General features: G+C 55.5%; 25 protein-coding genes and 1 pseudogene. All 26 read right to left on the reverse strand.

The window, feature by feature from the left end; genetic code table 11:
• Positions 1 to 38: 38 nt before the first annotated feature.
• Positions 39 to 536, reverse strand: coding sequence for a chemotaxis protein CheD (locus tag ACVX3G_RS14190; protein ID WP_014195468.1), 498 nt, complete (start codon positions 534 to 536; stop codon positions 39 to 41).
• A complete protein-coding gene (locus ACVX3G_RS14195; RefSeq protein ID WP_014195467.1) occupies positions 533 to 1165 on the reverse strand; it encodes a chemotaxis protein CheC in 633 nt (210 codons plus the stop codon). The genes ACVX3G_RS14190 and ACVX3G_RS14195 overlap by 4 nt, the downstream gene beginning before the upstream one ends.
• A 22-nt stretch (positions 1166 to 1187) precedes the next feature.
• A complete protein-coding gene (locus ACVX3G_RS14200; protein ID WP_011230743.1) occupies positions 1188 to 1625 on the reverse strand; it encodes a chemotaxis protein CheW in 438 nt (145 codons plus the stop codon).
• An 83-nt stretch (positions 1626 to 1708) separates the two neighbouring features.
• Entirely contained in the window at positions 1709 to 3709 is a 2001-nt protein-coding gene (locus ACVX3G_RS14205; RefSeq protein ID WP_021322275.1) for a chemotaxis protein CheA, read from the reverse strand.
• A gap of 12 nt (positions 3710 to 3721) precedes the next feature.
• Complete coding sequence (locus ACVX3G_RS14210) at positions 3722 to 4771, reverse strand: protein-glutamate methylesterase/protein-glutamine glutaminase (protein WP_021322274.1); 1050 nt, start codon at positions 4769 to 4771, stop codon at positions 3722 to 3724.
• Positions 4772 to 4780: 9 nt separating this feature from the next.
• Positions 4781 to 5647 (reverse strand): MinD/ParA family protein, encoded by an 867-nt coding sequence (locus ACVX3G_RS14215; protein WP_014195464.1) that lies wholly within the window; start codon positions 5645 to 5647, stop codon positions 4781 to 4783.
• Entirely contained in the window at positions 5641 to 6810 is a 1170-nt protein-coding gene (gene flhF / locus ACVX3G_RS14220) for a flagellar biosynthesis GTPase FlhF (protein ID WP_033845468.1), read from the reverse strand. The genes ACVX3G_RS14215 and flhF overlap by 7 nt, the downstream gene beginning before the upstream one ends.
• The gene (flhA, locus tag ACVX3G_RS14225; protein WP_014195462.1) at positions 6807 to 8852 is read right to left on the reverse strand and encodes a flagellar biosynthesis protein FlhA; all 2046 of its coding nucleotides are present in this window, start codon (positions 8850 to 8852) and stop codon (positions 6807 to 6809) included. Before flhA ends, flhF begins: the two co-directional genes overlap by 4 nt.
• An 18-nt stretch (positions 8853 to 8870) precedes the next feature.
• A complete protein-coding gene (flhB, locus tag ACVX3G_RS14230; RefSeq protein WP_013523406.1) occupies positions 8871 to 9953 on the reverse strand; it encodes a flagellar biosynthesis protein FlhB in 1083 nt (360 codons plus the stop codon).
• A 1-nt stretch (position 9954) separates the two neighbouring features.
• A complete protein-coding gene (fliR, locus tag ACVX3G_RS14235; RefSeq protein WP_014195461.1) occupies positions 9955 to 10728 on the reverse strand; it encodes a flagellar biosynthetic protein FliR in 774 nt (257 codons plus the stop codon).
• A 6-nt stretch (positions 10729 to 10734) separates the two neighbouring features.
• Positions 10735 to 11004, reverse strand: coding sequence for a flagellar biosynthesis protein FliQ (fliQ, locus tag ACVX3G_RS14240; protein WP_011230735.1), 270 nt, complete (start codon positions 11002 to 11004; stop codon positions 10735 to 10737).
• A gap of 15 nt (positions 11005 to 11019) precedes the next feature.
• A complete protein-coding gene (gene fliP / locus ACVX3G_RS14245; protein ID WP_013145748.1) occupies positions 11020 to 11688 on the reverse strand; it encodes a flagellar type III secretion system pore protein FliP in 669 nt (222 codons plus the stop codon).
• On the reverse strand, positions 11681 to 12337 hold the full coding sequence (fliZ, locus tag ACVX3G_RS14250; protein WP_025039352.1) for a flagella biosynthesis regulatory protein FliZ: 657 nt from the start codon (positions 12335 to 12337) through the stop codon (positions 11681 to 11683). The genes fliP and fliZ overlap by 8 nt, the downstream gene beginning before the upstream one ends.
• 19 nt (positions 12338 to 12356) lie before the next feature.
• Positions 12357 to 12716, reverse strand: a complete 360-nt coding sequence (locus ACVX3G_RS14255) for a response regulator (RefSeq protein ID WP_013145750.1) — start codon at positions 12714 to 12716, stop codon at positions 12357 to 12359.
• A 25-nt stretch (positions 12717 to 12741) separates the two neighbouring features.
• A complete protein-coding gene (fliY, locus tag ACVX3G_RS14260; protein ID WP_025039351.1) occupies positions 12742 to 13923 on the reverse strand; it encodes a flagellar motor switch phosphatase FliY in 1182 nt (393 codons plus the stop codon).
• Entirely contained in the window at positions 13913 to 14917 is a 1005-nt protein-coding gene (gene fliM / locus ACVX3G_RS14265; protein ID WP_014195457.1) for a flagellar motor switch protein FliM, read from the reverse strand. Before fliM ends, fliY begins: the two co-directional genes overlap by 11 nt.
• Positions 14918 to 14945: 28 nt before the next feature.
• Positions 14946 to 15374 carry a flagellar basal body-associated protein FliL gene (fliL, locus tag ACVX3G_RS14270; protein WP_011230729.1) on the reverse strand — a complete coding sequence of 143 codons (429 nt, stop codon included), beginning with the start codon at positions 15372 to 15374 and terminating at the stop codon, positions 14946 to 14948.
• Positions 15361 to 15585, reverse strand: coding sequence for a flagellar FlbD family protein (locus ACVX3G_RS14275; protein WP_014195456.1), 225 nt, complete (start codon positions 15583 to 15585; stop codon positions 15361 to 15363). Before ACVX3G_RS14275 ends, fliL begins: the two co-directional genes overlap by 14 nt.
• Before the next feature lie 43 nt (positions 15586 to 15628).
• Entirely contained in the window at positions 15629 to 16495 is an 867-nt protein-coding gene (gene flgG, locus ACVX3G_RS14280; protein ID WP_014195455.1) for a flagellar basal body rod protein FlgG, read from the reverse strand.
• 18 nt (positions 16496 to 16513) lie between these two features.
• Positions 16514 to 16942, reverse strand: a complete 429-nt coding sequence (flgD, locus tag ACVX3G_RS14285) for a flagellar hook assembly protein FlgD (protein WP_014195454.1) — start codon at positions 16940 to 16942, stop codon at positions 16514 to 16516.
• A 17-nt stretch (positions 16943 to 16959) separates the two neighbouring features.
• Complete coding sequence (locus ACVX3G_RS14290) at positions 16960 to 18150, reverse strand: flagellar hook-length control protein FliK (protein ID WP_025039350.1); 1191 nt, start codon at positions 18148 to 18150, stop codon at positions 16960 to 16962.
• Positions 18147 to 18758, reverse strand: coding sequence for a MotE family protein (locus ACVX3G_RS14295; protein WP_014195452.1), 612 nt, complete (start codon positions 18756 to 18758; stop codon positions 18147 to 18149). Before ACVX3G_RS14295 ends, ACVX3G_RS14290 begins: the two co-directional genes overlap by 4 nt.
• Positions 18759 to 19205, reverse strand: coding sequence for a flagellar export protein FliJ (gene fliJ / locus ACVX3G_RS14300; protein ID WP_014195451.1), 447 nt, complete (start codon positions 19203 to 19205; stop codon positions 18759 to 18761). It lies immediately after the preceding gene.
• 42 nt (positions 19206 to 19247) lie between these two features.
• Positions 19248 to 20558: a flagellar protein export ATPase FliI gene (gene fliI, locus ACVX3G_RS14305; protein WP_075261431.1), complete on the reverse strand. Its 1311-nt coding sequence runs from the start codon at positions 20556 to 20558 to the stop codon at positions 19248 to 19250.
• Positions 20536 to 21315, reverse strand: coding sequence for a flagellar assembly protein FliH (gene fliH / locus ACVX3G_RS14310; protein WP_020278189.1), 780 nt, complete (start codon positions 21313 to 21315; stop codon positions 20536 to 20538). Before fliH ends, fliI begins: the two co-directional genes overlap by 23 nt.
• Positions 21299 to 22319 (reverse strand): annotated as a pseudogene (gene fliG / locus ACVX3G_RS14315) (flagellar motor switch protein FliG). Before fliG ends, fliH begins: the two are co-directional and overlap by 17 nt.

The following is a 22319-nucleotide window of genomic DNA, read 5'->3' on the forward strand; positions in this document are numbered from 1 at the left end:
TCTTCTCCCCCTTGCCTTGCGGAAACGGCGCATCCTAGTCATATTTCCTTTATTTCTTGAGCGGCGGTGCGGATGGAGAGCACGCCCGTCTGCGGATTAAATTCGATCGTGCGGCCGCTATGGCCCCCGACATCTTCGGCGACGACTGGAATGTGAAGCCGCTCGAGCTGCTTTTTCACTTCCTCCACATTGCGCGCGCCAATGCGCATCATATCGCCGCCAACTGCCGAAAACGAAAACATTTGTGCCCCGCCAGCCAGCTTCGCTTTCAGCATCCCTTTCCGCCCGCCAGCGGCCATGACAAGCTGAACGAGCGCCTCGACCGCCGTATCAGCGTATTTGGCCGCATTGATGACTCCGCCGCGCGCCATCGAGGAATGCGGAAGCATGACATGCGCCATGCCGGCAACCGCCTTGCCTGCATCGTAAATGACGACGCCGACGCACGACCCAAGCCCGCACGTGCGGATGACATTCGGCGCTATGACGACCTCCATTTCCGCAATGCCGATTTTGACAGCCTGCGCTGTGCTCATAGACCATCCACACCTAACGCTCGAAAGATAGTGGAAAACGACTCGGGGTCAGGCAGAAGAAAGAAATGGCCGTTGATGCTTTCGTCCGGGCGCCGTTCATCATAAATGGCTGTGTCAATCAAAATGGCGTAATCGCCAACGCGCGACAGCTCAAGCAACCCAAACGACAGCACAGCTCCGATCATGTCAATGGCCAATGCCGGCACAGACGGGTGCAAGTTGAGCCGCGTAAAGTCAGCCAATGCCGACAAATACGAGCCGGCTAAAATATTGCCGAGCTCCTGAAGCGCCGAGCAGCCAAGCTCATGGGCTTCTCCTTGAAACGAAAACGAGTCATCGCCAATCATCCGGCGGACAAAACGCTCAGCCTGTTCCGGCGGCAGCACGAAAAACATGTTTCCCGGCGCTTCTCCTTCGATGCGCAAATAGACGCACGCCACTATTTGTTCCGGTCCACCGATTGATTCCATCATTTCGGCAAACGTCGCAATTTGAACGCGCGGCACCGCCATTTCAATTTTTTTGTTTAGCAACGTCGACAAAGCCGTCGCCGCGTTGCCGGCGCCAATGTTGCCGATTTCGCGCAAAATGTCAATATGCATCCCCGTCAAGTTGCGAATATCGTCCAATGTCAATGCTCCTCTCCACGGGTTATCGGTCGAGCACTTTCGCCAAATCGAGCAAAATGAGGAGCCGATTCTCCACTTTCGCCACGCCGTCGATGTAACTTGCCTCAACGGAGCCAATTGCCTCTGGCGGCGGTTCGATGCTTTCCGCCGGCAGATCAAGGACATCATTCGCGGCATCGACGATGAGCCCAACTTCCATATCCTCAAGAGCAACGATAATGATCCGCGTCTGTTCCCCATATGGTTCGGGGGCAAACCCGAACCGCTCGCGCAAATCGATGATCGGCGTCACAACACCGCGCAAGTTGATGACCCCTTTTACATAATGGGCCGTCCCCGGCACGCGCGTGATCGGCTGCATTTTCTCGATGGAACGGACATGCTGCACCGGCAGAGCATATTCTTCTTCTTTCAGGCGAAACGCAATCACTTTCCAGTCTGCTTGCACGCTGGCCGTCATCCAATCCTCCCCCTTTTTTTCGACATGCCACTGAAAACGGCAGATCAACGCCATAGGCGCCCCCGCACCGACACGGCCATCTCCTACTTCACGAGCGCGTTGCAGTCGATAATCAGCGCCACTCGGCCGTCTCCCAAAATCGTCGCCCCCGAGATGGCGAAAACCGAAGATAAATAGTTTCCTAGCGATTTCAACACGACTTCTTGCTGCCCGATAAACGAGTCGACCGCCAGCGCCGCCAGTTTTTCCCCTTTCCGGACGATCACGACCGCCACCGCATCTCCGTCATCGGCTGCTCCAGGAACAGCGAAGACGTCTTTCAGGCGGACGAGCGGCACGATTTTGCCGCGAAAATCGATGACCGGCTGGTTGTGGGCGGAAAAAATCTCTTCCTTTTTCACCAGCGCCGTCTCAATGATCGATGACAGCGGAATCGCGTACGTTTCCTCGGCGATTTGAACGAGCAACACAGAAATGATCGACAATGTGAGCGGCAGCTGAATCGAAAAGAGCGACCCTTTTCCAGGCTGCGAATCGACCGAAACGGTGCCGCCGAGCGACTCAATCGTGCTTTTGACGACATCCAAACCGACGCCGCGGCCGGAAATGTCAGAAACTTGCTCAGCGGTCGAAAAGCCGGGAGCGAAAATAAGCTCGTAAATTTGCTGATCGTTCAAATGCTCCGCCGCCTGCGGCGAGACAATGCCGCGGCTTTTCGCCTTTTGCAGCACCTTCTCCCGGGAAATGCCGGCGCCGTCATCCTCGATTTCAATAAAGACATGGTTGCCGCTATGGTACGCTCGCAATTGAACGGTCCCTTCTTCCGGCTTTCCGCGCGCCACCCGGACGTCCGGCGCTTCGATGCCGTGGTCGAGCGCATTGCGGATCAAATGGACAAGCGGGTCGCCGATTTCATCGATCACCGTCCGGTCAAGCTCGGTATCCGCGCCGATGATGTCAAGGCGCACCTTTTTGCCGAGCTCGCGGGCGAGCTGGCGCACCATGCGCGGGAAGCGGTTGAACACCGTTTCGACCGGCACCATGCGCATATTTAAAATGATCGTCTGCAAATCGCTCGAGATGCGAGACATCCGCTCGACCGTTTCCGTCAATTCGGCATGGTTCAGTTCGCGGGAAATTTGCTCAAGCCGACCGCGGTCGACAACCAATTCTTCAAATAAGTTCATCAACCGATCGAGCCGTTCAATGTTGACGCGGATCGTTTTCGTCGCCTGTTTCGCTGTTTGTTTTTCCGGCGCCTCCGCTTCGGCCTGAACGGCCGCCGCCTGCTCCATAGCGGCCGGTTGTTGGGGCGCAGCCGCTTTCTCGCTTTCTGCCGACGGTTCATTGCTCGATAGCATAGACACCTTGACGTCATCAATTTCCGAAATGCCCATCAGCCGCTTTTGCAACTCATCGGCTGGCGCTTTGGATACAACCGTAACGAGAAACTCCCGGTCAAACTGTTCTTCCTCCAGCATCTCGACCGGCGGCGTTGCTTTCACAATTTCTCCGACTTCATTCAGCTGTTCAAACACCATATAGACGCGCGCTGCTTTCAACAAGCAATCATCGCGAAGCCGAACGCGGATTTCGTAGACGGAAAATCCCTGCTCCTTCGCCTGCTCGAGCACATGGTATTCAAATTCCCCATACGCATGTTCAAGGGGCGGTTCTTCTCTTGCTGCCTGCTTGTTCGGCATCTCCCCTTGCTCGATTCGTTTCAGCTGTTCGACTGTTCTCCTTACATCGCGCGTTCCGTCGCCGCCTGCAGCGATGGAACTGATCATCGCCTCCAAATGGTCGACGGCCTCAAAAATGACGTCAAGCAATTCCGGGGTAACGGAAAGCCGCCGATTGCGGATGCCATCGAGCACGTTTTCCATTTGGTGCGTCAAATTGGCTAAATCTTCAAACCCCATCGTGGCGGACATGCCTTTCAACGTATGGGCCGAACGGAAAATATCATTCACCACAGACATGTCCTCCGGAGTTTTTTCAAGTTCCAACAGCCGCTCGTTGATCGCCTGCAAATGCTCTTTGCTTTCATCAATAAATAAATCCAAATATTGGCTCATGTCCATGCCGTTTCCCCCTCACTCCCCGATCAATTGGACGATGGCAGCGGCGATGCTGTCAAGCGGAACGATGACATCAACGACGCCAGCCTCGATCGCCGCTCTTGGCATCCCAAAGACAACGGCTGTCTCGCGCGCTTCCGCGATCGCTTTTGTGTTCCCGCTTTCCTTCAGCTTTTTCAACCCCGCTGTTCCGTCGCTTCCCATCCCGGTCATGATCACCGCGATTTTCCGACAGAGGCGAATGGCAGCGAGCGACTCGAACAACACGTCAACAGCCGGACGATGGCCGGCGCGCGGCGGCGATTCGTCGAAACGGGCTTTAAGCGCGCCGCCTTCTTCGCGAACGATGAGATGGACGCCGCCTGGCGCGATATAGGCGGTGCCATTTTGCAGCACTTCCCCGTCTTCCGCCTCCTTGACCGTGATCGCGGCAAGCGCATCAAGCCGGTTGGCGAGCGATGTCGTAAATCCTTTGGGCATATGCTGGACAGCGACGACCGGAGCGGCTAGATCGGGCGGAAGCTGCGTCAGCACCGTCTCGAGCGCGCGCGGGCCGCCGGTGGAAGTGCCGATCGCGACGATGGCCTGTTGCGGCCGCGCCGCCGCTTTGAACGATGGGCGCCAAGACGGATGTTGGCGGCGCGGGGCAGTCAAGGCAGCCACGTTCGCTTCGCTCGCGTGCAGCACTTTGCCAATCAGCTCGTCTTTCACTTTGTACAAATCGAGCGAAATCGGTCCGGACGGCTTAGCGACAAAGTCGACCGCCCCGTACTGCATGGCGGCGATCGTGTTTTCCGCCCCTTCGGTCGTCGTGCTTGACACCATGACGACCGGCACGGGATGGTCCCGCATGATGCGCTGCAACGTTTCGAGTCCGTTCATGACCGGCATTTCCACATCAAGCGTCACGACATCCGGCCTTAGGGCGGCGATTTTCTCGAGCGCCTCCCGGCCGTTGCGAGCTGTTCCGATGACTTCGAGGCGCGGATGTTCGGACAAAAAATCACTGATCCATTTGCGCATAAACGCCGAGTCATCGACGACAAGCACCTTGATCGTCTTCATGTTCCGTCTCTACCTTTCTAGCAAAAGTTGACGCAGCTTCGCAAAAAAGCGGGGAGCCCGCTCCGGCTCTTTTTCTCCTCCCGCCGCATAGCGGCACGCCATTTGACGCACTGCCCGGCTCGCCTTCGCCGCTGGATCAAAGAGAACAAACGGCGTTTGCCGGACGACACAGCGCGCGACCATCCGGTCTTCAGGAACGACGCCAAGCAAGGCGATGTCTTTATGGAAAAACCGACTGGCGGCATGCTGCAGGCGCGAAAAGACGCCATATCCTTCCCGCTCGCTGCCGGCGCGGTTGACGATGACGGAAAACGGAGCCTCGCTGCCGGCGGTGTGCATATATTTCATCATGGCGTACGCATCCATCATCGCGGTCGGCTCCGGCGTCGTGACAATAAACACATCGTCGACGGACTTTAAAAAATACAATCGTTCTTCTGAGGCACCCGCCCCCATATCGAAAATGAGATAATCATATCGCGACGCCACCGTCTGCAGCTCGGCCAACAAATAGTCGATAGCGGATCGATCGACACTCAACCATTGCGCGGCGCTCGTCCCCCCAGCAATATACGATAGATGCTCCGGTCCGCTTTTTACCAGCTCGGAAAGCGGCAACCGCGCGGAAAACCAATCCGAAAGCGTCAATGGCGACGACTGGCCGAGCAAAATGTCGATGTTGCCCATGCCGATGTCCATATCAAGCAGCAAGACGCGAAACCCGAGCTTCGAGAGCGACAGCGAAAAATTGAGCGAAAGGTTTGACTTGCCGACTCCGCCTTTCCCGCTCGTCACCGCGATGGTCCGCGGCCCCGCCGCCGGCTGGCGCCGGCGGCCCAGCTCATAGCGCAGCCGTTCTGCTTGATCGCTCACCATCGCTCCGCCCCAAACAGCAGATGAACGAGCCGGTCTGCGGACGCTTCCACCATGTCGTCCGGCACATTTTGCCCGTTCGTGAAATAGGCGGCGGCAAGCCGGCTGTCAAGCAACACATTGACGATCGTTCCAAACGAGTCCGTCTCATCGAGCTTCGTCACGATCAGCCGATCGATCGGCAGGTGGGAAAAGTGGTTGTAAATCGTTTTCATATCGTCATACTTTCCCGTGGCGGCGAATACAAGAAACGTTTCCGTTTCGCTGTCAAACTCGAGCGTTTGCTGCAGTTCATCCACGTATTGCGGATTGCGGAAGTTGCGGCCAGCCGTATCGACGAACACGAGATCGCAGCCGGCCAATTTCCGCTTCGCCGTCCGAAAATCGTCGGCATTGTAGCATACTTCCAACGGAGCGTGCAAAATGTCGGCATACGTCTTCAGTTGGTCGATGGCGGCGATCCGGTACGTGTCGACCGTGATGAACCCGACTTTTTTCCCTTGCTCGAGGACGGCGCGCCCTGCCATTTTGGCGAGCGTCGTCGTTTTTCCAACCCCGGTCGGACCAAGCAAAATCATATACTTTTTTTGCTCCGCCGTTTTGACAAACGGAAGCGTCGACAATAGATCGCGCACCGCTTCTTTCGTCCAGGCGGAGACCGCAGCGGGCGACCGGCCGTCTTTGTCGGCATACCACCGTTCAAGCAGGCGATCCATCACTTGGCGGACGTACACATCCGCCATCCCTTGCCGAACGAGGCGCCGTTCCGCTTCCGCAAGCGGTGGAGGATACAAAAGCGAAGACGAGCGGGCGTTGAACTGACGGATGAGCGCCTTGACTTCCTCGATCTCACGGGCAAGCGAGCCGTCTTCCTCCCGCTCGGCCGCCGGCAAAGGGGCAAAGGACGCAGCACTCGGCTGACGCGTCAAAGACGCGGCGGCACTCGGCTGACGCGTCAAAGACGCGGCGGCACTCGGCTGACGCAGCGGCAGTGGATCCGGATCAACGCCGGCCAACACTTCGATCTTTTTTTTCGCAAACAGACCGAAAAATCCGCCGGTCTGCACGACTTTCGAGTGCAAAATGACGGCGTCGCGGCCAAGTTCGGCGCGAACCATTTTCATCGCTTCGTTCATGGACGGGGCGACAAATTTTTTCACTTTCATTCGATTTCCACCATCCCCACGCTTTGAACTTCGACATCCGCTTCAAGCTCGTTGTACGACAGCACCGGAACAGTCGGAAAATGGCGCTCGGTCAGCTGTCGGACGTACATGCGCACCGCCGGGGAGCAGAGCAAAATCGGCGTCTGGCCGGCGAACGGATAGCGTTCAAGCGCCGCGGCGACCGCTTCCACAAATGCCTGCGCCCGCGCCGGCTCGAGCGCCAAATAGCGGCCGTGTTCGGTTTGCTGCACGGCGTCGGCGATCGTTTTTTCCGCCCTGCCCGACAGCGTAATGACGCGCAGCGGCTCGCCCGGCACGGCGTACTGCGAGGTGATTTGCCGCGCCAACGCTTGGCGGACGTATTCCGTCAACAAATCGGTGTCGCTGGTCAGGCGGGCAAAATCGGCAAGCGCCTCAAAAATGAGCGGCAAGTTGCGGATCGACACTTTCTCTTTCAGCAGCTTGGCGAGCACTTTTTGCACGTCGCCGACAGACAACGGATTCGGCGTCACATCGTCGACAAGCACCGGATACGATTCTTTTAAATGATCGATCAGCTGTTTTGTTTCCTGACGCCCCAGCAGTTCGTGGGCATGGGCTTTCAGCACCTCCGTTAAGTGTGTCGAGACGACCGATGGCGGGTCGACGACTGTATAGCCAAGCATTTCCGCCCGGTCTTTGACGGTCTCGGAAATCCATTTCGCCGGCAGACCAAACGCCGGCTCGATGGTGTCAATGCCATCAATCGAATCATCGTCAACTCCGGGGCTCATCGCCAAATAATGGTCAAGCAGCAGCTCGCCGCGCGCCACTTCCTCTCCTTTCACTTTGATCCGGTATTCATTCGGCTGCAACTGGATGTTGTCGCGAATGCGCACAACCGGGATGACAATGCCAAGCTCGAGCGCGAGCTGACGGCGAATCATGACGATCCGGTCAAGCAAATCCCCGCCTTGATTGGCATCAGCGAGCGGAATGAGCGCATAGCCGAACTCAAATTCAATCGGATCAATATGCAGCAGTTGGATGACGCTTTCCGGGCTTTTCAATTCGTCGGCGGCCGCCGCCTCCTCTTCCGGAGCGGCCAATGCCGCTTCTTCTTGCTTTTGCCGCTCGATAAATCGGTAGCCGCCAAGCGCCAGCAGCCCGGCAATCGGCATCGTCAACAAGTCGTTGATCGGCGTAAACAAGCCGAGCAGGAAAATCGTTCCTGCCGTGACGTACAACATTTTCGGAAACGCGAACAGCTGGCGCATAATATCGCCGCTCAAGTTGCTGTCCGACGCCGCCCGGGTGACGATGATGCCGGTCGCCGTGGAAATCAACAGCGCCGGAATTTGGCTGACGATGCCGTCGCCGACCGTCAAAAGCGTGTAGCGCTTTGCCGCCTCCCCTATATCCATTCCTTTCTCCACAACGCCGATCACCATGCCAAACAACATGTTGATGACGACGATAATGATGCCGGCGATGGCGTCGCCTTTCACAAATTTGCTTGCCCCGTCCATCGCTCCGTAAAAGTCGGCTTCTTGCGCCACTTTTTCCCGCCGCTTTCGGGCTTCTTGCTCCGAAATCATGCCGGCGTTCAAATCGGCGTCAATGCTCATCTGTTTGCCGGGCATCGCATCGAGCGTAAAGCGGGCCGCCACTTCCGAGACGCGCTCCGCCCCTTTGGTGATGACAACAAACTGGATGATGACCAAAATCAAAAACACGACAAACCCAACGACAACATCGCCGCCAACGACGAACGTTCCGAACGTTTCAACGACGCCGCCCGCCTCCCCTTTGCTTAAAATCGAGCGGGTGGTTGACACATTCAGCCCGAGCCGAAACAGCGTCAGCACTAAAAGCAATGACGGAAAAATGGAAAACTCAAGCGGCTCTTTCGTGTTCATCGCCGTCAGCAATACAAGCAAGGCAAGGGAAATATTGATGATGATCAAGACGCTCAACAGCCATGTCTGCAGCGGGATGACGAGCATGGCGACGATGAGCACGACAAGAAACAATACGGATAAATCTTTGATTTGCGCTTGCATGGTTTTCTCTCCTTGTTGCTACACGTTTCCTTTGAGCCGATAGACGTACGCCAAAATTTCCGCCACTGCCTTAAAAAACGCCTCTGGAATCATGTCGCCGACTTCCGTCTGGCGGTAGAGCGCCTGCGCAAGCGGGCGATTTTCGACCGTCACGACGCCATGGGTTTTCGCCACTTCCTTGATTTTCAACGCCATATAATCCGCCCCTTTCGCGACGACGACTGGCGCTTCCATCTTGCCGTCTTCATACTTGAGGGCAACGGCGTAATGCGTCGGGTTGGTAATGACGACATCCGCGTTCGGCACTTCCTGCATCATCCGCCTCATCGCCATCTCACGCTGTTTTTGCTTGATGCGCGATTTGATGAGTGGATCGCCTTCCGTCTTTTTGTATTCATCTTTAATGTCCTGTTTGGACATGCGGATGCTTTTTTCAAATTCAAACCGCTGATACAAGTAATCAAACAGCGCTAAAAACAAGAGCGCCCCCGCGGCGTACAGCCCCATTTTCACCGTCAAGCCGCCGACGACAGTCAAAGCCTCACCCGGCGTCTTGGAAACGAGCGCCGCAAGCTCGCTTCGTTCGGCCAACAGCGCCGCAAACACGACCGCACCGATGATTCCAGCTTTTAACACGGATTTCAACAGCTCGACCAAGGCGCGCAACGAAAACAGCCGTTTCATTCCTTGCACGGGATTGAGGCGGTTCCCATCCATTTTTAACGGTTCAACGGTGAACAAGGCGCCGATTTGCAAAAAGTTGGCCAACCCAGCCGCCAGCACTGCGGCGGCGAACAGCGGCGCCAAAAGCAAGGATGCATGGGAAAGCCAGTCAAGAAACAGCCGGTGAAGCGAGTCAACCGTCAACGAAGGGGAGGCAGAATCGGACAAGGCGCGGGCGAACAACCGCAGCAGACCGTCCCGCTCGTACGCCCCCGCCAAGGACAAAGCAAGAAATGAAGCAAGCAACACGGAAGCGGAGACGACATCACCGCTTTTGGCCACCTGTCCTTTTTCCCGCACTTCTTGCCGTTTGCGAGGCGTCGCCTTTTCCGTTTTTTCCCCAGCGAAAAATTGCAAATCGAGCCGCCACTCGCCCATCTTATCCGCCCCCCAACAGCCGCATCAACTCGCGCAACGAGGCAAACATGAAGTGAAATACACTGCGCGCCGCAAGCAATATCGTCCCAATCCCCGCCAACAGGAGCAAAAACGCCGCCGCCGTTTTGGCGGAAAAGCCGACCGCGAAAATGTTCATTTGCGGCACCGCGCGGGCGATGATGCCAAGCGCCACGTCGACTAAAAAGAGCGATCCGACAAGCGGGGCGGCCATTTGCACAGCGGCGGCGAACATCGCAGCAAACGCCCGCACCGCGTATTCCACCGCCCGACCGTCAGCAACGTGCGGCAGGCGGTCAAGCGGCAACCAATGATAGCTGTAAAACATGCCGTCAAGCAGCAAATGGTGCCCGTCAAGCATAAGCAAAAGCAAAAGCGCCAGCAAATGAAGATATTCGCCAAGCAGCGGGCTTTGCGCTCCAGTTTGCGGGTCGATGACGTTGGCGATGGCAAACCCGATTTGAAAATCGATCAAGCCGCCGGCGATTTGCATCGCCGCCATGAGGATCGCTACCAGCAGCCCAAGCGCCAATCCGACGAGCGCTTCTTTTACGACAAGCAATACATACACGCCGTCAAGCGCCAACACCGGTTTGGGCATCGCCAAAAACAACAGCCAGCTGAACAAAAACGCCAATCCGGCTTTATACGAAGCCGGCACGGTCCGGTAGGAAAACAACGGCATCGCCGCGAAAAACGAAGCGGCGCGGACAAAGACGAGCAAAAACGCCGGAAAATAAGTCCATGCTTGTTCCATCGCCGATCAACCTATAAACGAAGCAAGATTGTTGAAAATATCGTGCGCGTACGACACCATTTTCGAGAGCATCCACGGCCCAAAGAACACAAGTCCAAGCAAGACGGCGACGATTTTCGGCACAAACGCGAGCGTCTGCTCTTGAATTTGCGTCGCCGCCTGGAAAATGCTGACGACAAGCCCGACGGCAAGGGACAACAACAAGAGCGGCCCGCAGACGACAAGCACGATATACACGCCTTGTTCAGCAAGGCGGATGATGAAATCGGCACTCATAAACGCCACCTATCTTTATTGAAAACTTTGCAACAATGATTTGACGACCAAATGCCAGCCATCAACAAGGACAAACAATAAAATTTTAAACGGCAGCGAAATCATCACTGGCGGCAGCATCATCATCCCCATCGACATTAAGACGCTGGCGACGATCATGTCGATGACTAAAAACGGAATAAAAATCATAAAGCCCATTTGAAACGCCGTTTTCAACTCACTGATGGCAAACGCCGGCACGAGCGCGGTCATCGGGATGTCGTTGATCGTTTTCGGCTGTTTGGCGCCGCTGTATGATAAAAACAGCGCCAAATCTTCCTGCCTTGTGTATTGGCTCATAAACTGCTTCAGCGGAACAGCCGCCCGTTCATACGCCTCCTCCAAGTCAATTTTGTCGGCAAACAGCGGCTGCAATGCCTGATCGTTGATGTCTTTCCAAGTCGGCGCCATAATGAAAAACGTTAAAAACAAGGCGAGCCCGACGAGCACTTGGTTCGGCGGCATCTGCTGCGTGCCGAGCGCCGTACGCACAAACGACAAAACGATGACGATGCGGGTAAAACATGTCATCATAATGAGAATGCCGGGTGCGATCGACAAAACGGTGAGCAGCAGAAGAAGCTTCACCGCTGTCGACACGTGCTCGGGAGCCATCGAATCAAACATATGGACAAATTCACTCATCGCCCGCCGTTCCTTTCCCTTTCAGCCGCTTCAGCCACTCGTTCCGTTTTTCAGTCATTTGCTTCATCTCCTCAGCCAACAGCGTCGAAAACGACGGCGGCAAACCGTTTTTCCGCTTTGATTTCCCCGTCCACTCGCCTCGAAGGAAGGAGCCAAGCCGGCCGAACTCCGCCATTCGTTCCAACCGCTCGCGATGCTGCGCTAACAGCTCATTCATTTCTTGTTCGTCTTCAATTTCCGTAAGCAGCTGAATCGAATCGCCGACACCGATGACGAGCAGCCGACGGCCGACTTTAATGAGCTGTACAGAACGGTTCGTCCCGACGCTCGTCCCGCCGAGATGTTCGATGACACCCTTTTGGCTTGAAACAAACGACTGACGGCGGGACATCCACCTTAACACCGCATAAAGGAGAATGAGGACAAAGGCGGTCGCGCCGATGAGCCGAAGCACATCGGAAGCGGAAACCGCATCAGCGGCTTGATTCGCTGTTTGGTTTGTCTGCTGCCCGGAAGGAGCTGACGGCCCGCATGAATCGGGATGCTGCAGGCAGTCGGCGACCGTGGGGCTTTGGGCGGCCGATGCCGGCGTCGGCCCCAAAGCAATGGCTGCTGCCAGCAAAACGGCCGCCCAGCGCCAAATTGCCATCGTTTCCACCTCTGATCGCTCACCCGATCGTTTTGTTGATCGCTTCGATGACGCGGTCGGCTTGGAACGGCTTGACCACAAAATCTTTCGCCCCGGCTTGAATGGCATCAATCACCATTGCCTGCTGCCCCATCGCGGAGCACATAATGACTTTGGCATTGCTGTCGATTTTTTTAATTTCCTTGAGCGCCGCAATCCCATCCATCTCCGGCATCGTAATATCCATTGTCACGACATCGGGCCGCGTTTCCTTGTATTTCTCGATCGCCTGCCGTCCATCGGCCGCTTCGGCGACGACTTCATGTCCGTTTTTCGTCAAAATGTCTTTAATCATCATGCGCATAAATGCCGCATCATCAACGACAAGCACTCTTGCCATGTCCCCTTACCTCCCAAACGCCTGTTTATTTTAGCCGTGTTAGCCGATCGCTTTGGCTGATGATGTCCGTGATGCGGACGCCGAAATTTTCATCGATGACGACAACCTCGCCTTTCGCGATCAGCTTGTTGTTGACAAACACATCGACCGGTTCGCCGGCCAGTTTATCGAGCTCAATGATCGATCCAGTCGACAGCTGCAAAATTTCCTGCACCGACCGCTTCGTCCGCCCGAGTTCAACCGTCACCTGCAGCGGCACATCAAACAGCAGCTCCAAATTGCGCGCCTCCGTTGCCGCAAGCGGCGGGGCATCGAACTCGACGAAATCGGCGGTTTGAATATGCCGAGCGGCTGCACCCTCCCTCTCCTTGTCCGCGCGCCCAGCCGGCGGTCCATCCGTCGAGCGGCTCGCCGCTTCTGAAACGGCCGCACCGCCGTTCGCCTGAGCGTAAGTCGGAACAGGCTGCGGCTCGCTAAACGGCCGCGCGTCCGCCGACGACTTGAGGTTAACTTCCGCAGCCCCCGGCTCCTCAAGCGGCGAGCCGAGCAATTGGGCAACCAATTCTTTCGCGAAATCGATCGGCAACAGCTGCATAATGCTTGAGTCGATCAACTCGCCGATTTTCAGCCGAAATGACACTTTAATGAGAAAATCTTCGTCCGGCAAATATTCCATCCCTTTTCCTTCCGCCAAATCAAGCAGGTGGAGCGTCGGCGGGGAAATATCAACCCGCTTGCCAAAGACGGTCGACATCGACGTCGCCGCTGAGCCCATCATTTGGTTCATCGCTTCTTGAACAGCGCTCAGCTGAATCTCTCCGAGCGGACCATCGGCCGCCGTTCCGTCGCCGCCAAGCATTAAATCAGCGATAATCGCCGCGTCTTTCTGTTTAATGACCAACAAATTTGTCCCGAGCAGCCCTTCCGTATAGTTGACTTGGATGGCGACATATGGCTGCGGAAATTCATCAGCGACGCTTGTGCGCTCGATCATGGACACGCTTGGCGTCGTAATTTCCACCTTTTGGTTCAATAACATCGACAGTGCAGTGGCCGAACTGCCGAAAGAAATATTGCCGATTTCCCCAAGGGCGTCCTGCTCAAGTGGAGAGAGAATATCATGAAGCGCCGGAATATGTCCGTCGCTGTCCATTCCGCGCAACAAAGCATCAATTTCATCCTGCGACAACATTCCATCATTCATCATGGTCGTCTTTGTCCCCCTCGATCATCGCTAAAATTTGCACCGCCAGCTTTTTGTTCCGCTTCCCCGGCTGGCCGATAAACTTTGGAATATGGCCGATTTTGACCACGAGCGGCTCATGAATCGACTGCTCGAGCTGAATGACGTCGCCGGCCTCGAGTTGAAGAAATTCATTGACCGTGATGACCGCCGTTCCCAGTTCAGCGATAATCGGCAATTTTGCCGCGCGGATGCGCTGTTCGATCCGTTTCGCTTCCTCGGGGGAACGCTCCTTTTTTTGCGCCTGCATCCAGTAATGAACCGACAGCCGCGGCATAATCGGCTCCAAGACGACATGCGGAATGCACACATTCATCATGCCGCGCGCTTCGCCGATTTGCGTGTTGAGCGAAATGACGACGACGGTGTCGTTCGGCGCAATCATGCGCAAAAACTGCGGATTGACTTCAAAATCGACAAAGAGCGGGTCGACTTCCGCCACCGATTCCCAAGCGTCGCGCCAATGGACAAACGCCTTGTCAAACAAATTGGACATGATGCGTGTTTCAATCTCAGTCAAATGCTCCACTTTATCCATCCCGACGCCGCGCCCGCCCATCACCCGGTCAAGCATGGCGTAAGCGATGTTCGGGTTGACTTCCAAAAGGACATGCCCGCCGAGCGGCGGCACCTCAAAGACATTGATGATCGTCATTTTTGGGATGGAGCGGACAAATTCTTCGTATGGAATTTGGTCGGCCGATGCGACCGAAATTTGCACATATGTTCGCAGCTGGGCGGAAAAAAACGTTGTCAGCAGACGGGCGAAATTTTCATGAATGCGCGTCAGGCTGCGGATTTGATCTTTGGAAAACCGGAGCGCCCGCCGAAAATCATACGTTTTGACGCGTCGGCCTTCCTCCTCTTTTTTCAGCTCCTCCGCGCTCATCTCCCCTGCAGAAAGCGCCGCGAGCAACGCGTCAATTTCGCTTTGCGACAATACTTCCCCGGCCGTCATTTCATCTTCCCCCCTTCCAATGACAGGGCTACTGGAGGATAAAAGAGGTAATGTAGACGTTCTCCACTCTCCCTTCTTGCATCAATCCGTTGATCTCGCGCTTCAGCCTCTCTTTCAGCGCCGTCAGCCCTTCTTTTCCTTTAAAGTCGGCCGCTTTCATCTGCGAAAGTTGCTCGATGATCACGTCTTTCATCTGAAAATCGCGTTTCTCCGCCTCTTCTTTTCCTTGATCGCTGTCTGTTTCAATTTTAAATGAGATTTTAATATAACGTCCGTCTGCTAAATTGGTGGTCATTTCCGGAATATCGATCGATCGTTCCGCCAGTTCGTCAGCGCTTGGCGCCCCTTGTTTTTCCGCATGCCCCATCTTCATCACCGCGACAAGCGCCGCCGTTCCAGCCAAAGCGATGACCGCCAGCACAATGATCATCGTTTTGATTGCTTTATTCCCTTTCACGGTCCAATCCTCCTGCTTTCGGTAAGCGAAACACACCAAGCTGCTGGTAAAATTCGCTCGCTCGCGCCGCCACTTGCTCGACCGTTTCGCGAACGACGAATTTTTTTCCGTTCGTCAGCGTCACGGTCGTATCAGGAAACGCTTCAATTTGTTCGATGTACAACGCATTGAGCACAAACCGTTTGCCGTTGAGCTTCGTTAACGAAATCATCGGGCAACAGGCGCAAGACGCCGCTCACGCCCTACCTCCTATTCTATTTTTTCAAGTTGACAAGCTCTTGCAAAATTTCATCCGATGTCGTAATGATGCGCGTATTCGCCTGGAAGCCGCGCTGGGCGACGATCATCTCCGTGAATTCCTCAGCAAGGTCGACGTTGGACATCTCAAGCGCGCCGGAGACGATTGAGCCCGCTCCGCTTTCTTGAGGCGAGTAGGCAATCCATTCGTTTTGATTATTTGGATTGATGATTGTGCCTGAGTTGGCTGTTTCTCTAAATAAATTTCCTCCTACTTTTTCTAAACCATCATTGTTGGGGAACTTGGCCAGTCGAATTCTCCCTGCCACTTGCAAGTTTCCAACCGCATCTACATAGTTCACAACCCCATCAGCGCCGATGCTGACGCTTTTCGCATTAGTTGGAATTTGAATTCGAGCCCGTTTTCCCGTAAATGCCCCGTTCTCATATCCTTCACCAACTAAATATAAGCCATCGGTATTGACAATATATCCCTCTTTATCTAAATAAAAATTTCCTGCTCTCGTAAACAACGGATTTATAAGATTTCCATTATTCAACTCGCCGAGAATAAAGAATCCATCTCCTGAAATCGCCAAATCGAGCACGCGGCCGGTCGTTTGCAAGCTGCCTTGCGTATGGACGGTGTCGATCGCCGCCAGCTGCGAACCGAGCCCGACCTGCTTTGGATTCGTCCCGCCGCGGCCGGCACCGGCATTGGGTCCGCTTGCTCCCGAAATCGTCTGGCTCATCAAATCTTTGAAAATCGTTCGTCCTTTTTTAAACCCGTACGTATTGACATTGGCAATGTTGTTGCCGATGACATCCAACTTCGTTTGAAAGTTGCGCATGGCGCCGATTCCGGAATACATGGAACGAAGCATCGGTTTCCTCTCCCCTTTTTATCCTTTTTGTTCGACTTTCACGACCGCATCCGCGGCAATCGTTGTCCCGTTATCAAGCCCAAGAGTCACTTGGCCGTCTTTTTGCATGACCGATTGAACGACGGCGCTCATCGTCGTCTCGCCGTCTTGCCAGTGCACCGTTTTGCCGATCCATTCGCTGTAGCGCAAAAGCGCATCGCGGCTTGACGCTTGCATCCATTGCTGCATCAAATTGGCGATGTTCATCATTTGCTCAAGCGAAGAGAAGCTCGCCATTTGCGCGATAAAGTCTTTATCTTCCATCGGATTGAGCGGGTCTTGGTTTTCGAGCTGAGCGAGCAAAATTTTGAGAAAATCGTCTTTTCCTAAAATTTGATTGCCCGTTTTCCGTTCCGGCTGAACCGCGTTTGTCAGCCATAAGCTCCCGTCAATCGCATTCGTTGTCATCCTCGTTCTTTTCCCCCTTATGCGTCAGCTTCGATCCCGTCTAGCGCAAACGGGAAGGAAGATGATGGCTCCCGCTTTTGTTTTTGCCGCGATTCGCCCTGCTGCTGCCCTCCTTGGCGGTTTCCGGAATATGGCGGCATCGCGGGGCTGTCATAATCCGACCAAACGGTCCATTTTTCGACCGTGATGGAACTCGCATCAAGCTGCTGAGCAAGCTGCGGCAAATGAGCGTAGAGCAACTCTTTCACCGCGTCGTTCGCCACGAGCAGCTTGGCGGCGAGCTTTCCACCTTCCTCTGTCATTTTCACCGTCACCGTCCCGAGATGTTCCGGATGCAGACGGATGACAAGCTGCATGACACCGTTTGGAAGCTTCATCCACCGCGCCGACCTTAGCGCGTGGGCGACTTGATCAGCGACGCTTCCGCCAGCTGACGCCGGCATCTCGCCGACCAACCCGACAGATGAAAAGGAGGGTGATAAAAGCGCAGGAGGAGTAGTGAACGAAGGAGCGGCCTCGCCGCCCTGCCCCTTGTCCCCCCTTTTTGGCAGCGAAACGTCTTTTTCGCCAGCCGGTCGCACAGAAGAAACTCCGTTCGGCAGCGCGACAACCGCCCTGTTGCCTCCCTGCTCACGGAACGGGCGCTGGTCGCCGTCGCTCAGGAGCAGTGGAAACATCCCGGTTTTTCCGCTGGAAGGCGAACCCGATTCAGCATCGATATGACCACGTTTTTGTCCGTCGGTTATGAACGCACGTTCCAATCCCGCTTCATCGGCCGCCGGCTGAGCGGCAATCGTTTCTTCACCATTCATCGCACCGACAAACGGAAATGTCCCATGATCACTCGTTTTCCCTTCCGCCTGCTGATCCGCCGCTAAAAGCGGCGCGCCTGCAGCTGCCGAAATTGGAGCGACAGCCCAAGCAGCCACGAGGGAAGGGGCAAGCCACAATGATTCGATTTGCGCCGGCTTCTTTTCCGCTGAAGATGGTTGTCCGGCTGCGCCCGTTTCCATTCCACCATTTTGCCAATCTGGCTCTTTGTTTTTGCTCGACTCCTCTTGAAGCAAGCTAGTCTCTGCCCCAGCGGGCAATAACTCTTGTTGCTTATCAGCAAGCAACGCCGCAAACACGTTTGCGTTTTCCGCCTCTTTTTTCACCGCCATAGCGCCTGCCGATAGCGGCGCGTTTGCTGTGATCGTTACTTTCATTCGGCCGCCTCCTTCCCCATCGCCCTTTTACTTAACGATGCCAACAGTTTCGCCGCCTGCCCAGCCGGCATTTGTTCCAAAATGGCTGCCGCTTTGTCGCCGTCAATCTGGCTCAGTACACGGAGCGCTTCGCTCTCAGGCAGTTCCGCTAAAATCGCCGCCGCCTGTTTTTCCGACATGGCGTCATACATGCCGACGACATCTTCTTCCGTCAAGGCCGGCTCGTCACCAGGCTCAGCCTGAGCGTCCGTTTTCCCGCTTGGCGCAGACAGCTGGGCGATTTCCTTTTCCTTTGCCGCCAATTCGTTTTTCAACTGCTTGATTTGCTTTTGTTGGTCGGCGATCGTTCGTTTTTGCTGGTTGATCGTCTGCTGCTGAGCTTCAATCGTTTTTTGCAAAGCTTTCTCCCTTTTGCTCCAGTTGATCCACTCGGAGACAAACGGCGCCTTTATGGTCCACTGCTTTGCCGCCTTGGCCACATCAACGCCGGCAATGTTTAAAATCAACAACAGAAAGGAGGCGGCAAACGCACTCGGAATGACAATGACAAACAACAGCCATTGCCACCAACTCGCCTGCATTTCCTGTTCAACTTTGCTCTCCGCCATCTATACCTCTCCTTGCCTTGCAAAACGTTGAACCGCCATTTCATCGAGCAGGCGGCGTTCCGCTTCCCTCTCAAGCTGCTCGGCCCACCGCTTCATGCGCTCGCGCATTTTTTCGTATTTTTTCACTTCGATATTCAATTCCATCAAACGCTGCTGCCGGCGCTGCATCTGCTCGCGCGCCTGCATGACGACGAGCTGATAATGGTCGATCATCCGCTCTAAATTCGCCATATATTGCAGCCTAAGGCGAATGTCTCCAACGGACAGGCCGGCTTGAAGCTGTTCATCCCGAGCCGCCGCGCATTCTTCTTTTTCCTTGAGCAGGCGGTAAAGCGTTTCGGCTGCCTGCTCAAACCGGCGGACCGCCTCCTCGTATTCGCCAAGCGCCTTTTCTTTTTCTTTTTCTTTCATCGCCAGCACTTTTTGCAGCCGAAACGTCGGCGTCACATTTGTTCACCCTTTCATCGTCTGAAAATGGCGCGCGATTTCTCACCGAACCGACAACAAGCGCAACAGGGCATCAATGCTTTCGGCGCGCGTCGTTTTTTCATCGATGTTTTGGCGGCAAAACGCCATCATTTGCGGATAAAATTCGATCGCCTCATCAATTTCTTGGGACGACCCCCGTTTGTACGCCCCGATTTGAATCAAATCCTCCGAATCGATATAAGTGGACAGAAGGCGGCGGAACCGGTTTGCCGCTTCGCGGTGCTCTGCGCTGATCATGTGGGGCATGACGCGGCTGACGCTTTTGAGCACGTTAATCGCCGGGTAATGCCCTTTGTTCGCCAGCTGGCGTTCCAACACAAAATGGCCATCCAAAATGCCGCGCACCGCATCAGCGATCGGCTCATTCATGTCATCGCCGTCAACAAGCACCGTATAAAACGCGGTGATCGTGCCGGAAGCGTTCGTTCCAGCCCGTTCAAGCAGCTTTGGCAGGAGGGCGAAGACCGATGGCGTATAGCCTTTCGTCGTCGGCGGCTCACCGACGGCAAGGCCAATCTCCCGTTGCGCCATAGCGACGCGGGTGACCGAGTCCATCATGAGCATAACATCCGCCCCTTGGTCGCGGAAATATTCGGCGATCGCCGTTGCCGTATAGGCGCCTTTGACGCGCATCAGCGCCGGCTGGTCGGACGTGGCGACGACGACGACCGAGCGGGCCAAGCCGTCCGGGCCAAGGTCGCGCTCTAAAAACTCGCGCACTTCGCGGCCACGCTCGCCGATTAAGGCGATGACGTTCACATCAGCCGACGTATGGCGGGCGATCATTCCCATGAGCGTGCTTTTGCCGACGCCCGAGCCGGCAAAAATGCCGACGCGTTGCCCCTTGCCGACGGCAAGCAGGCTGTCGATGACGCGGATGCCGACTTCAAGCGGTTCGACAATCGGCGGCCGAACGAGCGGATTGGGCGGATCGCGTTCGACCGACACCGGCTTCAGCCCGGGCGGCAACGGGCTCCCGTCAAGCGGTTGGCCGAGCGGATCAAGAACCATGCCAATGAGCGCATCGCCGACGTGCACTTCAAGCGGCCGGCCGGTCGCTTCGACAAAACAGCCGGGAGCGATATGAGACATGGCGGAAAACGGCATAAGCAAGACGTGCTGTTCATGAAAGCCGACGACTTCGGCGGGAATTTTCCGGCATCCGCTCTGTTCATGGATGTAACAAAGATCGCCAATCGAGCTTTTCGGTCCTTTCGATTCCATCATCAAGCCGATGACGCGCGACACTTTGCCAAACCGTTTATACAAGTCGATAGCGTCTATTTCATCAAGAAGCGCCTGCCAGTTCAGAAAACGCTCCCTCCTTCAATCGCCGGTAGAGCGCCTCGCGCAGCCGCTCAAGCTGTACATCGACGCTCGCCTCGATGCGCCCAAACGGCGTCTCCACGACACATCCATATTCAGGAAGCGCATCGTCCGGGTAGATGAATAGATCAACGCGATGCGGAAACAGAGATTTCAACAGCTCCTTTTGCTCTGCCACTATTTCGTAGCCGTGCGGATGCACATAAACGGCCACTTCCGTTTGCCGGCGCACTTCCTGCAACGCTTGGTGCACGAGCGGCAAAAAAGCGTTTCGATCGCCCTCAAGCGCGGCGCCGATAATGCGTTCGGCCGCTTTTAACGCCACCTCCAGCATCGCCTCAGCCGTCGATTCGATGCGAGCGTAAAATTCGGTGTTCGCTCGCTCCGCCAAGCGGCGGGCTTGCTCGATCAACGCGCGGTGCTCGCTCAAAGCCTCCTCGCGCCCAGCCGCATAGCCGTCTTCATACCCGCGGGCGCGCGCTTCCTGCATGAGACGCTCTTTCTCCCGCTGCCATTCCTCTTTTTCGCGGGCCAACTGCTCGCGCACCGATTCGTAATATTGCTCTGCCTGGCGGCGAAGCTTGGCTGCTTCTTCCTTGGCGGCGGCGACCGCTTCCATCTCCCGTTGCCGATCGTCGACGGACGATGGAAGATCGGAAACATGGCGCTGCACGACGATCGTCTTTTTCCCAGCGCGCGCCGCCAATTTCGGCGCTTTAATGACGTTAGACAATAATATCATCTCCTCCCCCGCGCGCGATGACGATTTCTCCGGCCTCTTCGAGACGACGGATCACGGCGACGATGCGCGATTGCGCCTCCTCGACATCACGCAGCCGAACCGGCCCCATATATTCCATTTCTTCTTTGAACGTCTCGGCCATTCTTGTCGACATGTTGCGGAAAATAATGTTTTTCACTTCGTCGCTCGCTACTTTCAGCGCCAACATGAGATCGTTGTTGTCCACCTCGCGGATGACGCGCTGAATGGCGCGGTGATCGAGCGTCACGATATCTTCAAAGACAAACATCCGTTTTTTAATTTCCTCAGCCAGTTCCGGGTCTTGAATTTCCAAGGCATCCAAAATCGTCCGCTCCGTGCTCCGGTCGACTTGGTTCAGCACTTCCACGACCGCCTCAATTCCGCCGGCTTGCGTGTAATCTTGCACGACGGTCGCGGACAGCCGCCGCTCCAAAATTTGCTCGACTTCGTTGATAATCTCCGGCGATGTGCTGTCCATCAGCGCGATGCGCCGGGCGACATCCGCCTGCATTTCCTGCGGCAGCGCCGATAAAATTTGCCCTGCCTGTGCCGGCTCCAAATACGAAAGAATCAGAGCGATCGTTTGTGGATGTTCATTTTGAATGAAGTTTAACAGCTGCATCGGGTCGGCTTTGCGGGCGAAATCAAACGGCCGCACCATCAGCGCTGATGTCAGGCGGTTGATGATCTGCATCGCCTTATCCGGGCCGAGCGCTTTTTCAAGCACTTCTTTCGCATAGGCGATGCCGCCTTGGGCAATGTAATCTTGCGCCAAGGCGAGCTGTCGAAACTCTTCAAGCACTTCCTCTTTTTTGTTCCGTCGTCACTTGACGGACGTTGGAAATTTCTAGCGTCAGCTTCTCGATCTCTTCCTCGGATAAATGTTTATAGACAGAGGCCGACACATCCGGGCCGAGGGAAATAAGCAGGATGGCTGCTTTTTGCCTGCCCGACAGCCCGCCTTTTCGTTCGCGCTTTGCCAT

The organism is Geobacillus sp. PLS 41 (assembly GCF_056494105.1).